The sequence below is a fragment of the Paenibacillus catalpae genome (assembly GCF_900112695.1).
In the GTDB taxonomy this organism is placed as follows: Bacteria; Bacillota; Bacilli; order Paenibacillales; family Paenibacillaceae; genus Pristimantibacillus; species Pristimantibacillus catalpae.
The window spans coordinates 670,077-683,864 of the sequence record NZ_FOMT01000004.1; the positions used below are offsets into that span (position 1 = coordinate 670,077).

Consider the following 13,788-nt stretch of genomic DNA (forward strand, 5'->3'; position numbering starts at 1 on the left):
ATTTATTGTCCTCCTATCCCCTGCGTCAGGTCGGCTTTGCCGAACTTCACCGCAAGGAAATATACCGTCATCACGATCGCGATAATGATCATCAGAATGACGTTCATCAGCTGCTCATAGCCCTTCTCAGCATAATAGAACGTAATGGTCGTCAGCGTCTCCGTCCGCGGGGTTATGAGCAGGATGATTAACTCCATCTCTTTCATGGCCCCGATAAATACGAGCAGGAAAGCCGACATTAGGCTCTTGCGATTAAGCGGCAGCAAAATCCTCCGGAACCGCGTAAACCAGGAAGCTCCGCTGATCTGAGCCGCTTCCTCCAGCTCTCGCCCGATCTGCATCATGGAGGCGCTGCCCGCTTTTACGGTGAACGGCAGTTCCTTAACGACGGTAATTAAAATAAGCAGTGTGATCGTCCCGTACAAGGCCGGAATGATGAAGGTTGGCTTCGCAAACATCGAGATATAGATCGCGGCGAGCGAGATGCCCGGAATGAGATACGGCAGGAAAGACACTTGATCCACTGCCCGTCCCAGCCAGGATTGTCTGCCCCGCGCTACCACATAGCCAAGAATTAGGCCGATGACAGCTGCGATGACGGAGGAGACGCCTGCGATGTAGAGAGAGTTTTTCAACGCCAGTATGAAAATAGGATTTTGAAAGACGCCCTTCTCGCCGGTGTTAATGTCCGGATTCGAGCCTCCCCACCAGTAATGCATCGTAAAGTTGCTCAGCGAATACTCGCCTTCCTTCAGCATGAACGACTGGAGCAGCAGCACCAGCAAAGGCACTACGGAGATGATGATCATCCCCGCCGTTGCCATGCCCGCCGCCGGATATCTCCAGCGTCCAAGGGAGGTTAAGGTTCGTGCGCTGTCCTTGCCCGTCACCGTTACGAAGCTGCGCCGCCGTCCAACGACCCGCTGGTTCAGATAAATCGTCACCATCGAGATGATCATAAGCGTCAGGCTGAGCACGTTCGCTTCGGTCGTCAGTCGGGATCGCATGCTGGAATACAGCATCGTTGAGATCATATAGAAGTTCACGGGCGTGCCGAGCAGAGCAGGAACCCCGTAGGAGCTGATGGCCTTGGTGAAGATCAGGATAAAGCCGGACAAGATCGACGGCAGCACCAGCGGGAACACGATACGCCGCAGCACGGTCAGCCTTTTTGCGCCTGATACGCTTGCCGCTTCCTCCAGCTGACTATTCATGGAGCTTAATGCTGCCCCAACGATCAGGAAGAAGAAGACGCTGTCGTGAATCGACAGGGAGATTACAATCGGCACAAAGCCGTACGACAGCCAGTCGGGCGGCGACACATGGAGCAAAGCCTGCAAAATGCCTGGCGTCCCGCCGATTTTGCCATTTTTGAAGAAGGTCAGCCACGCTTGCGACAGGATCCATGAAGGCAGCAGGTACGGAATAACCGCCAGGAAGGAGATCGTCTTCTTCCACGGGATATTCGTCCGCACGACCAGCCACGCCAGCCCGCAGCCGAGCAGCATGGACAAGGCCGATACGGCAAAGCCAACGCCAAGCGAATTCAGGATTGGCTTATAGAACAAGCTCATGCTCATGTCGCTTGCCAACACCCGGGTCCAGTGATAGAGCGTGAAATGCCCCGGATCCGCCTCTCCCGTCAGCCTGACATCCTGCTGTCTCCATAGGAAGGTTGTATATAGAATCTTCAGTACGGGCCACACAATCGTATAGGCCAAAAAGAGAAGGGCTGCAAGCCCGATCAGATGAACGGGATTCGTCAGCCAGTTCAAGGTCTGGTTGTGCAGCCGCGGCCGCTTCACGGTCACCGCCGGTTTGTTCGCCAATTCTCTCTCCACCTTGCTTTATTTTTGTTTAATCCAGAAGTCGCGCACCTTCGGAGCCGTGTTGTACAGCTTGTCGCCGTCGAACAGCCACAGGTTGAGCTCCTCGAAGGAAATATCATTCTTCGTCTTCACGTCCGAACGCGGTACCCACGAGCCTACTTCGTTGAACGGAGCAAGCCCTTCGCCCGCGCCATCCTTCTCGCCCATCATCCAGCGGATGAACAGCTTCGCCGCCGCTTCATGCGGCGCTTTGTTTGCGATAAAGAAATAACCGGAGTCCGGAACGGAGGTTTTGGGCTTAATATCGTAAATCGGCGCGATCGTCCAGCCGTTCTCTTCGTTCTTCGAAACGTCGCCCGATACGGCAAGGCCAAGGGCGTCGCTTTTTGTTTTGCCGATGGCATCCAGCACGTCGTCACTGCCCTTGAGCACGATCAGACCGTTATCGAACAGCTCCTGGATGAACTCGTAGCCGGCATTTTCCGTCCCGTTAAGGACGATGTCCTTGCCGAACTTCTCTTTGTAAGCTGCCGCCATGTCATCACTGTTGATGACCATTGTCGTGAACAGATCCATGAACGCCGGGGAGCTGAGCGGGTCGGCCGTGTACACCTTGCCCTTGAACTCCGGAGTCGTGAGATCCCACCAGTTCGTCACGGGTGCTTCGGTATATGTAGATTTGTTATAGAAAAGAGTCCGGAACTCCACGTAGTTCGCATAAGCTTCCGCCTGCGTGCGGTAAGGCTCATCCACCATTGGCGCGATATCCTCCGGCAGGTATTTGAGGTAACGGCCTGTCAGAACCATCTCTTCCTCCACCGCTCCGCTGACTTCCTTCGTAATAATGACGTCAGGGTTGAACTGTCCTGCGTCCTGCTCCTTCGTCACCTTGTCCATCATCTCATCGGATTTGACCTTGCTCACTTCTACCTTGATGCCCGGATATTGCTTCATAAAAGTTTCCGCCGCATCGTTCGCGCGACCGGAGGTCGAATAAACAACGACTTTGCCTTCTTCCTTCGCCTTTGCATACAAAGCGTCAACCGATTCTTCTGCCGGAGCAGCGGATTGTTCTGCGGCTGGTGCTGGTGCGTTTGCATTCGTGCTTGCTGGCGCGTCCGTTGGCACGGCGTTCGAGAGTGTATTCGAGCTCTTGTTGTCTCCGCATGCGGACATAATGGCCATCGCAGACACCAGTGTCATCAGCACCAGAGCTGGCTTTTTCTTCGAAATGAACATAAGGATAATTTCCTCCTATGAGATGGGCTCTCTCCAAGTCCTCATCTTTGTTTGTCTCTCGAGTTAGATGATAGAGCCCGATTGTAAGAGGCATGTTACGGCCATGTGGAGTTTTAGTAAAAAACTATTATTTTTTAGGACATGAAAGTTTTTATTCATTTTTCATGCACCGAGCAGAAAGGCAATTGCATTTAAAGGAAATGCTTTTCGGTCATGCGAATACTTATAGAGGACTAATCTGATGAGTAGGAGGCAGTTTGGCTTGACTAGATCGATTTTCCATATCGTTGCAAGCATCGTATGCATTCTATTGCCGGTAATCTTCTTGCTGTATATGTTTTGGGATATGCATCAGCCGAAGATTGGACCCGTCGGCGACGGCAAACCCAATTACCCTACATTTATTCTATTAGTGCCTATAATAAGTTGCTTCCTGATGGGAGTCTTGAATTTGCCTGTCGGAATTTCGCGTTATAGACAACAGAAAAGGAATCACCAACATGACAAAGATAATAATGTCTAGTTATACGGACCTGATCGTCGGCAGCTTGGACATTTTGACACCCAGGGCTGTCGCCGCTTCATCATCATAGGCCCTCTCATACCCTACGTTGGATTTTGTCCAGCATAATCTCCTCCTTGCAACTAACTCCATAACCTACGTTGGATTTCATACAGCAGAATTTACTAGTGCAGCCTCAAACTAGCTCATCACCGCCAATTCCATTGGATAGAATCCAGCGTAGCCGAACTATCTTCACGTTTCCGCACTATTTTACTGGACTAACTCCAACCTAGCCCCTGCCGCGCCCACTAGTCATCACACGAGCCGATTGATATATTCTTTATAGGTATAATTTAGAGGAACGCTCGATGGGAGAGTGCCAAGCAATGGGAGCATGGGGACCCTGGATTTCAGGAGCGGAGAAAGATTTCGAAGAACGCAAAAAGGTCCTCTACGCGTTCAAGCATCAATTACTTGATTCCAACTAGCAATCAATGAGTACACCGGAGGAAGCAAAATGAACAAAACCGATCGGCAGCTCGCCATCATGCTTGAGTTGCAGCGGAGCAAGGTAGTACGAGCGGAGGATTTGGCTGCTTTGTTTGAGACAAGCGTGCGGACCATCTATCGGGACATCCAAGCCTTGAGCGAGACGGGCATTCCCATCTTTGGCGCTCCCGGTCATGGCTATTCCCTGATGGAAGGCTATTTTCTGCCGCCCATCGGATTTTCGGCTGAAGAAGCGGTAGCCCTGCTGCTTGGCGCAGACTTTATCGAGCAGCGGCTCGATGGCGATTACGGAAGAGCAGCAAAAGCTGCGAAGAGCAAGATTGAAGCTATCCTTCCGGAGACTGTACGTGACGAATCGATACGCGTCCGGGAAACGATGCGGCTCCTGAACGCCGGAGAGCCAAGAACCGGCATGAACGAAAAAGACACTCTCGGACAAGTGCGGCGCGCTATCCTGGAGCGTCGTAAAATAAGCTTCTCCTATAAGAAAAAGACGCCGGAAGCGGACGGCAACCGTAAGAGTATCCGCGAGGTAGCCCCTTACGGATTGGTCTTTGCCCAGGGCAATTGGATGCTGATCGGGCATTGCGGGCTGCGCCAGGATATCCGCCATTTCCGGTTATCGCGAATGACGGAGCTTGTCGTGCTCGACACGCCGTTTGCCATGCCGCCCGGGTTCAACCTAAGCCTTTACCGTCCGCAGGATGACCGCAGCGAGCATGTATGGATTCGGGCTAACCCCGAGATTGCCGATAAAATCGCCGAGACCGGAAACTTTTATATCGAATCCGCCGAGGAGCGCGAGGGTGGTCTCTGGGTACACTTGCGCGTTCGTGCGCCGGAGGAAATCCTTCATCTTATCCTTAGCTGGGGCGGAGACGTTGAAGTTATGGAACCAGAGTCTTTACGCTTCCGCGTTCGGGAAGAAGCCGAAAAAATGTTCAAACGCTACTGACATACTGTTGTCAGTAGCGTTCTTTTATATTGGGAATATCCCAAATATAGAAGGAGTGTTATTGAAATGAGAAGCACAACAGAAGCCTTGCAGGCCTTTCAAAAATCGGTCGATCGGTATATAGATGAACTGAATCAATTCAGCATGGAGCAATTGCTCGCAAAGCCAAGCGAGGAAGAATGGTCGATTGGACAAATGTATGTTCATTTAATTCGGTCCGCTCAATACTTGCATCTGCGCAACGTTGATCAATGTATCGCAGGCAACGAGGCGGTGTCGGAGGGCACAGGGAAAAAAACAGAGAACGGAAAGAAAGCCTTCGAGCTTGGAAGTTTTCCGCCTATTCGGATACGAGTCCCGGCTTCGCCTCAGTACACACCGAATCAGCCGGAGAGTAAGGAGCAGTTGATCGCAGGGCTTCAAGACGTAGCGGAACGCATGAAACATACGGAACCAGCATTAATTCAAGCCCCTCTAGAGCATACAGTCCCCCATCCCAATTTTGGAGCTTTAAATGCTGCAGAGTGGTTTTTACTGGTAGAGATGCACTACCGGCATCATTTCTTGCAGTTGGAACGTTTGAAAGCCATTGGAGCTTAAAGGACCTGACACATAGCAGCATAACTATATTAAGTAAGTTCCCTAAAGGAGCAGAAGCTATAGGCCGCAGCTCCTTTTTTGGTTTTTTGATTCCTCCTCTACGTTGGATATTGTCCGGCATAATCGCATACCTCGTTTCGTTTGACCCTCTTTCCCGCCTTACGTTGAATTTCATCTAGTAAAAAAACCCTTAATGGCGTTTCAGCTCTAATTTATTAGAGCCTTTAAATACACGTGTCATAAAACTTAACATTTATGTTATAGGTTTTGCACTCTAAAGAGATCCCTCAAGAGAAAACGATTAAAACGTATAAAACATAACATTTAAGCGGTTTCTTCAGCTTTCTACTCGTTTGATTTACTTAGCTAACATAACTAATATAAAGCGATAGACTGATAGAGAGATTCAAGGGAGGAACATTTTATGTAATATTAATGTCATATATTATAGAGATTTCTTTAGCAGTTTTGTCTACCAAGTTATTATATTTGACATTAATAGACTGGCCTGTGCCAATCCAAGGAGGACGCCATGATTAAACCGATTATTAAATTTACCAGTCTTCTGCTGCTGGGCAGCATGCTTATCTACTCCACTCCGCTCCTGAACACCACCGGCGCATACGCCAACGCTTCGACGAGCACGTCTCTCGTTCAGGAACAGACTCAAGCTCAAGCGCCAAATGCGATGGTTCAGCTATCCGGCCCTGCGCTCACTTCGGTTGGTGACAGCTTCAACGTAACGGTATCGCTGACGGGCGCGACCGGCGATGCGACCGCGGGAAAATTCATTTTCGAATATGACCCTGCTCAGTTTGACTACATTTCCGCTGCGTCGGCCAACTCGGCAGTCAGCATTGCCGGCGTAAACGCCGAGACCGGCAAGGTCACCATCGTAACAACGGATACAACGGGAAGCTTGACAACTGTCGGCTCCATCCTTACCTTGACTTTCAAAGCCAACGCCGCCACAGACCTTAGCGGAATCAGCGGCACCGTAGAGCTCGGCATGGACGACGGCAGCACGGTTCAAACGCCGGAGGAATCGGTAGCCGTCCAAATTACCGACGCCGCCCAGGGTGATCTGAACGCCAACAGCGTCATCGATGTCGGCGATCTCTCCGTCCTGATCAAATACTTCGGCATTCATTCGGATGACCCGAACTGGCCTAAAGTCGCTAATGGCGATTTCAACAAGGACAACACGATCGATCTGCAGGATCTGGCTTCCCTGGGCAAAAAGGTGCTCTACGACAACGGCCAGCCGTTCCAGCTGATGGAAGCCGATATCATGAGCATTCAGAACGCCATCGCCGCAGGCAAGCTTACTTCGGAGCAGCTCGTTCAGATGTACCTGGACCGGATCAACGAATTCGATGATGACATCAATTCCCTCATTACGATCAATCCGGATGCGCTGGCGACTGCGAAAGCGCTGGACGACGAGCGCAAGGAGAAAGGTCCGCGCGGTCTCATGCACGGCATCCCGATTATCGTCAAGGATAACTACGACACCATTGGCATGCCGACAAGCGCCGGATGCACTTGTCTCAAGGACAATCAGACGGTCAGCGACGCCTTCATGATCAAGAAGCTGAAGGATGCCGGCGCCATCATCTTGGCTAAAGCCAACCTGAGCGAATTTGCCATTAATACAGATACGAACAGCTCGCTTGGCGGCCAAACGAAGAATCCTTACGATTTGACCAAAAATCCAGGCGGTTCCAGCGGCGGTACGGGCGCATCGCTTGCATCCAACTTCGCCGTAGCCGGTCTTGGCACCGATACGGGCGGATCGATCCGCATCCCTTCTTCCTGGAACAGCATTGTCGGCATCCGTCCGACGATCGGACTGACGAGCCGCGACGGCATCATTCCGCTCGCGCTGTCGCAGGACGTCGGCGGACCGATGGCCAGAACGGTATCCGACGCCGCCGTTTTGCTCGACGCGGTCAGCGGCTATGATCCGAACGATATCGTCACGGCCGGCAGCTTCGGCAAGAAACCGGTCAGCTATACCAAATACTTGGACAAAAACGGACTAAAAGGCGCGCGCATTGGCCTCGTCTTGGATAGCAGCGTTGTCGGAACCAACCAGGAGGCACTTGGTCTTCTGAATAACGCCGCTCAGGATATGCGGGATCAAGGCGCGACGGTGATCGGGGTCAACATTCCTAGCGTCGCGGATATTATGAAATACCCAAGCCTCAGCGGCTATGAATTCAAATTCAACCTGAACGACTACCTGTCCAACGCGCGGATGGTCGACCCGGCCGTTGTCCGCTATCATTCGCTGAAGGACATCATTGACTCGGGCAGCGATTTCCTTTCATCGCTGAAGAGTACGTTGAATACACGTAACAACGTCGAGTCGCTCGATACACAGGAATACAAGGATATCGTACTGTTCCGTACGCGCACGACCCAGCAGTCGCTGCTCAGCTTGATGGCAAGCAACGATCTTGACGCGATCTTGTATCTTTCGACTACGGGACCTGCGGGTTCAAGCTCCGGCAATGCCAACCGATTGAGCCCCTTCTCCGGCTTCCCCGCTATTAGCGTTCCGGCCGGATACGTGTCCAGCGGCCTTCCGGTCGGCATCGAGCTTCTCGGACGCCCTTACGAAGAAGGCGAGTTGATCAAGCTTGGCTATGCTTACGAACAAGCTACGCATCACCGCGTAGCGCCGAATTCGGTTCCAGCTTTGTCCGGCAAATAAGGTCCAAGGAACGTGACTGTAGAGCGGAGAGGCGGACAAAACATGTCCCCCTTCGCCTCTTCCCCCGTTTCCGCATTCGCCGGCGTTTCACTATACGAGAAAGGACGAACCTGTTATGGCGCGTAAACGACTTTCCTTACTTACGACGATCTGCTTAGCGATAGCCATGCTCGTACCACAATATGCAATGGCCGCGGCCGATTCACCCTCCTTTACCGTGACATCCGACAAAGGCGCCCTGAACAGCGGCGACGAAGTTACCGTGACGGTAAAAGGAAATGAGCTGCAGGATGTGTATGCCTACGAATTACATGTGTACTACGATTCCGATCTGCTGACGTTCAAAACGGGCAGCGAGAAGACGGATGTTGTCGGCTTCAGCACTCCTGCCCAAGTCGTCGCCGACGGCGGAGGCGAATCTCATCTCGTATTCGCCCACACCAAGTCGGGAGTCTCGCCCGGCGACAGCGGCGAGCTCGATCTGGCTTCCTTTACCTTCAAGGCGGCTGCCAACGGAAAGGCAGACGTCGAGGTCAGAAAAATCCGGCTCGTCGATTCGGGGCTTACTGCGAGTACCGTTGAAGACCATTACGGCACCTCGATTCAGATCGGGTCATCGGGCGGCTCGGGCGGCTCCGGCGGCTCCGGTGGTTCGGGAGGCGGCTTGCCCGTCGAATCAGAGGGTACGTTTAATGTGACGGCCGATCAATTAAAGGCAGACGGCACGGGCCATGCTACAATCGCGGTGCCGGAATCGGCCACCGTGACCAAGCTGCCGGCCAATACGGACGAGCTGCTCGGGAAAGCCAAGCTGAACGTCGTCACCTCCGGCAAAGCTGCATTGGAAATTCCGGCCGGCGTGTTCACCGAGCTGAAGAAAGGATTGACCGCTGCGCAGCTGCAGGGCGGCTCCATCTCCCTGACCGTCAAACCCGTCGCCGGTGCGCCAGCACTTGGAACGGATACCAAGCTGAGCGGACGCAGCTATGAGCTGAAGCTGCAATGGATTGCGGCGGACGGCACATCCTACGATCTGCACCAGTTCAGCGAGCCTGTGACGCTTCGTTTGCCGGTTGACGCCTCGATCAATCCGAAGCTGGCGTCCATCTTCTATCTCCCGGATAGCGGAACCCCCGAGTTCGTAGGCGGGACGTACGAGAATGGCGTATATGTCGCGCAGCTCTCGCATTTCAGCTCTTACGCGGTACTCGAGATCGACAAGAATTTCTCCGATGTCCCCGGCAGCTACTGGGCTTCCGGCGTAATCAAGGAGCTATTCGCAAAGCAGATTGTGACCGGCACGACAGCCTCTACCTTCGAGCCGAACCGCAGCATTACCCGCGCCGAATTTACTGCGATACTCGTCAGGGCGCTTGGCTTGAAAGCGGAAGGAACACCTGCCTTCACGGATATTCCCGCAGGCGCCTGGTATGCGGATGACGTTGCCGCCGCTTATAAAGCCGGTATCGTTCAAGGCGTAAGCGGTAAGACGTTCTCTCCTGGCGCCAATATTACCCGAGAGGAGATGGTCACGATCGCGATGCGAGGCTACGAATTGCTGAACGGCAAGCCTGCAGTTGCGGCGGCCGAACCGTTCAAGGACGAAGCCACCATCTCCGCTTGGGCGCTGGATAACGTCAAGAAGGCCGCATCTCTTGGTCTCATTCAAGGACGGACAAAGGGTCAATTCATCCCGCTCGGCACCTCCACCCGCGCCGAAGCCGCGCAAATGATTTACGGGGTTATTAAATAAGCTGTAATTCCGATTCACGGCGATTCGGAGCTTCAGCAAAAACGGAAGGGAACCTGGTTCCCTTCCGTTTTTGCGTTTATTTGCATGCAAAGCAGTTCGTGCTCCAGAGCGAATCCGCGAATCCCCCCTCTAACATTACCCCCCATAGAATTTTTTACAAATTTTATTTAAAATGCCGTTGACAGGACACCGAATGGTGTCATATACTAAAAATCGTAAACAGACACCAAATGGTGTCGGATTAAAAATCAGTCACTCATGCAGCTTGCATAAACTTAAAACCCATTTCGAGGAGGAAAAAAAATGAGCAAAACAATCGCAGCGGTAACAGCCGCAAAAGTAAACGCCACGCCCCAAGGAAAGAAGATTGCCTATTGGTCAGTAACAGCACTACTCGCGGGAGCTCTTACGTTAAGCGGTCTCGGGCAGCTGATGGAATTAGGAGGTAATGTGGATCTTGTCACGAATCTGGGTTACCCCTTATACATCATGCAGATTCTAGGGGCTTGGAAGCTGCTAGGAGTGATTGCTATTCTCGCGCCGCGATTTCCGCGCCTGAAAGAATGGACCCACGCCGGGATCTTCTTCCTCATGACGGGTGCGGCTTTCTCCCACCTGCTTGATCACGATTATGGCGATGGCGGGTTTAATGTTATCCTTCCGCTCTTCTACGCTGCTCTTAATATCGCCTCTTGGGCGCTGCGTCCGGAGAGCCGCAAGCTTTAAGGAGGTGATGAACTTGCGTGAATGAGGAAAATCCGCTTCGGGATGTATTTGACGCCATTGCAGATCCAACTCGTCGCCAGCTGATTCGACTATTAGCAGAGGCAGAAGAGATACCGCTGCACGTAATCACGGCACAGTTTCCGATAGGCCGGACAGCGGTATCCAAGCATTTGGCCATTCTTAAAGAGGCCGGGCTGGTGACGGACCGAAAAGTCGGCAGAGAAACGCGATTCAGGCTTAACGCCTCTCCTATCAAAGAAATTCAAGATTGGGTAGCGTTCTACAGCAAGTCCTGGAGTACGAATATGAAACGTTTGAACCAGCTATTAGAGTAGCGCATGCTTACGAAGCTACTGATTCTTTCATAACTATTTTTAGGAGGAAGAACAATGAGTTTAGCCTTATCCCTGGATTTTCAGTACACAACATCAATCGAGAAGCTGTGGTCTGCCTTGACCGATTCAAGCAAGCTTGGCAAGTGGGTGGCCAACATCCATACAGGCGAAGCGATGGAAAATAACTTCAAGCCCGAGGTCGGATACCAGTTCCAATTCCGTACGCAACCATCGGAGTATTGGGATGGCATTATTGATGGCGAAGTGCTTACGGTGGACGCACCTAACCAGATATCCTACACATGGAACAGCGGAGGTATGGAGCACACCGTTACCTGGACGCTGCAGGATCTGGGAGACGGCAAGATCAATCTTCACCTCGAACAAACCGGATTCGCTAATGTTCAGGCCGTTAATGGAGCTAAATATGGCTGGAGCAAATGGTGCGGCGAGCTTGAAAAGGTTGTAGCTTAAGGTATTTAGGGCGTGATCGTCCGGCAGCTTGGGCTACGTTGGATTATGTGCAGCAGAATCCGGAGTTTCGGCCGGCACCCTGCGGCTACGTTGGAATGCGTACGTTTTAGCGATTCAGGCTCACTGGCTGTCTTCTTCGATATGCGAAAAGGACCCTCTCAACGGTAATAACGGTCGAGAGAGTCCTTTTTATACTTTCTATTAAACCAGATGGCAAGCTACCAGATGATCGGTGCCAATGGTACGAAGAGCCGGCACCTCTTCCTTACAGCGCTCTGTCGCATAGGGACAGCGGGTATGGAACTTGCAGCCGGATGGCGGATTAGCCGGGCTTGGGATATCGCCGCTCAATACAATTCGTTCCCGCTTCAGCTTGGGAATCGGGATCGGAACGGCTGACAGCAGTGCCTTCGTATAAGGATGCTGCGGACGCAAGAACAGGTCCTCCCTCGAACCCGTCTCCACCATGGAGCCGAGATACATAACGCCGATCCGGGTGCACAGGTGCTCAACAACGCTTAGATCATGAGAGATGAACAAATAAGATAATCCGTTTGTTTCCTGCAGCTTACGGAATAGATTGATGATCTGGGCTTGGATCGATACATCCAGCGCAGACACCGGCTCATCGGCAATGATAAGCTCCGGATTAAGCGCAAGCGCCCGTGCTATGCCAATCCGCTGACGCTGGCCGCCCGAGAATTCATGCGGAAGACGGTCAATATGATAGTCAGACAAACCGCATAGCTCCAGCACCTCCAGTACCTTGCTGCGAATCTCCGACGTGTCCGCCAGCTGATGATCAATAAGCGCCTCGCCTATTGCATCGCCGACGCGCACCCGCGGATTCAAAGAGCTGTACGGATCCTGGAAGATCAACTGCAGAGCCGGCCGCAATTGACGAAGCTCATCCTTCGGAAGCGAGTAGATATCCGTTCCTTTGAACAGAACGTCGCCGGACGTCTTCTCGGTCAAGCGGACAATCGAACGGCCAACCGTGCTCTTGCCGCTGCCCGACTCACCCACAAGACCAAAGGTCTCGCCTTTGCGGATCGTGAAGCTGAGGTCATCAACGGCTTTCACGTGGCCAACCGTCCGATTCAGAAGCCCGGACTGAATGGGAAAATACTTTTTCAGATTACGCACTTCCAGCAACGCTTCAGGCATACCGTTTCTCCTCCTCGTACAGCCAGCAAGCCGCTTGCTGCGAATCGCCCACCGGGATAAGCTCCGGCTGCTTGGTCCGGCAGATGGCCATGCATTGCTCGCACCGGTCATGGAAGTAACAGGATTCCGTCAGCTCGAGCGGATTTGGCACTTGTCCGGGAATGGAGTACAGCTCATCCCGCAGCTGATTCATGATCGGCTTCGAACGCAGCAGCCCCTTAGTATAAGGATGCTTCGGATTCGCGAAAATCGCCTCTACTTCACCTTGCTCGACGATCTTGCCGGCGTACATGACGGCTACGTAATCGGCCATTTCGGCCACCACACCTAGATCATGAGTAATGAGCAGAATCGACATCCCGCTCTCTTCCTTCAGGCTGCGAAGCAAATCCAGGATTTGTGCCTGAATCGTAACGTCGAGCGCCGTGGTTGGTTCATCGGCAATCAGCAGCTTAGGCCCGCAGGAGATCGCCATGGCGATCATGACGCGCTGCAGCATGCCGCCGCTTAGCTCATGCGGATAAGCATCAATGATTTGCTCCGCCCTGGAAATGCCCACTTGCTTAATCAGCTCGATTGCACGCTTGCGTGCCGCCTTCCTGCTCAGCTTCAGATGCTCCATCAGCGGTTCAATCACTTGCTCGCCGATCTTCAGAACCGGATTAAGCGAAGACATTGGCTCTTGGAAGATCATCGCAATTTCATGCCCGCGTATGGTACGAAGTTCGTTTCGGGACAGCTTAAGCAGGTCGCGATCCTGGAACTGGATGCTCCCGCCCTCTACCTTGCCGCCCGCATTTCCTATAAGCCCCATTACCGACATGGCAGTGATGCTTTTTCCGCTGCCGGATTCCCCTACGATACAGACCGTTTCACCCGGCTTGATCCGCAGGCTGACATCGTCCACGGCACGGACAGTTCCGGCTTCCGTCTTGAAGAAGGTCTGGAGATGATCAATTGATAGTAAATCCTTCAT

11 protein-coding genes are annotated in these 13,788 nt (G+C 52.6%); 7 read left to right on the plus strand and 4 right to left on the minus strand.

Annotated features, from left to right (window positions below; translation table 11 throughout):
- Positions 1 to 2: 2 nt before the first annotated feature.
- Positions 3 to 1,829 (minus strand): ABC transporter permease, encoded by a 1,827-nt coding sequence (locus BM200_RS20790; protein ID WP_091188555.1) that lies wholly within the window; start codon positions 1,827 to 1,829, stop codon positions 3 to 5.
- A gap of 18 nt (positions 1,830 to 1,847) precedes the next feature.
- The gene (locus BM200_RS20795) at positions 1,848 to 3,068 is read right to left on the minus strand and encodes an ABC transporter substrate-binding protein (RefSeq protein WP_091188556.1); all 1,221 of its coding nucleotides are present in this window, start codon (positions 3,066 to 3,068) and stop codon (positions 1,848 to 1,850) included.
- 1,022 nt (positions 3,069 to 4,090) lie between these two features.
- Here BM200_RS20795 and BM200_RS20805 point away from each other — a divergent pair.
- The 7 genes from BM200_RS20805 to BM200_RS20835 all read left to right on the plus strand — a co-directional run bounded on the left by BM200_RS20805 (position 4,091) and on the right by BM200_RS20835 (position 11,645).
- Positions 4,091 to 5,038 (plus strand): helix-turn-helix transcriptional regulator, encoded by a 948-nt coding sequence (locus tag BM200_RS20805; RefSeq protein ID WP_091188558.1) that lies wholly within the window; start codon positions 4,091 to 4,093, stop codon positions 5,036 to 5,038.
- A 66-nt stretch (positions 5,039 to 5,104) separates the two neighbouring features.
- Positions 5,105 to 5,638, plus strand: a complete 534-nt coding sequence (locus BM200_RS20810; RefSeq protein WP_091188559.1) for a DinB family protein — start codon at positions 5,105 to 5,107, stop codon at positions 5,636 to 5,638.
- Between the two features lie 532 nt (positions 5,639 to 6,170).
- Positions 6,171 to 8,357, plus strand: coding sequence for an amidase family protein (locus BM200_RS20815; RefSeq protein WP_245773102.1), 2,187 nt, complete (start codon positions 6,171 to 6,173; stop codon positions 8,355 to 8,357).
- Positions 8,358 to 8,472: 115 nt separating this feature from the next.
- A complete protein-coding gene (locus BM200_RS20820; protein WP_091188560.1) occupies positions 8,473 to 10,110 on the plus strand; it encodes an S-layer homology domain-containing protein in 1,638 nt (545 codons plus the stop codon).
- A 303-nt stretch (positions 10,111 to 10,413) separates the two neighbouring features.
- The gene (locus BM200_RS20825) at positions 10,414 to 10,836 is read left to right on the plus strand and encodes a DoxX family protein (protein WP_091188561.1); all 423 of its coding nucleotides are present in this window, start codon (positions 10,414 to 10,416) and stop codon (positions 10,834 to 10,836) included.
- A gap of 17 nt (positions 10,837 to 10,853) precedes the next feature.
- Entirely contained in the window at positions 10,854 to 11,171 is a 318-nt protein-coding gene (locus BM200_RS20830; protein ID WP_091188562.1) for an ArsR/SmtB family transcription factor, read from the plus strand.
- Between the two features lie 54 nt (positions 11,172 to 11,225).
- Positions 11,226 to 11,645: an SRPBCC family protein gene (locus tag BM200_RS20835; protein ID WP_091188563.1), complete on the plus strand. Its 420-nt coding sequence runs from the start codon at positions 11,226 to 11,228 to the stop codon at positions 11,643 to 11,645.
- Between the two features lie 201 nt (positions 11,646 to 11,846).
- Here BM200_RS20835 and BM200_RS20840 read toward each other — a convergent pair whose 3' ends face one another.
- The gene (locus tag BM200_RS20840) at positions 11,847 to 12,812 is read right to left on the minus strand and encodes an ABC transporter ATP-binding protein (protein ID WP_091188564.1); all 966 of its coding nucleotides are present in this window, start codon (positions 12,810 to 12,812) and stop codon (positions 11,847 to 11,849) included.
- Positions 12,805 to 13,788 (minus strand): ABC transporter ATP-binding protein, encoded by a 984-nt coding sequence (locus BM200_RS20845; protein ID WP_091188565.1) that lies wholly within the window; start codon positions 13,786 to 13,788, stop codon positions 12,805 to 12,807. The genes BM200_RS20840 and BM200_RS20845 overlap by 8 nt, the downstream gene beginning before the upstream one ends.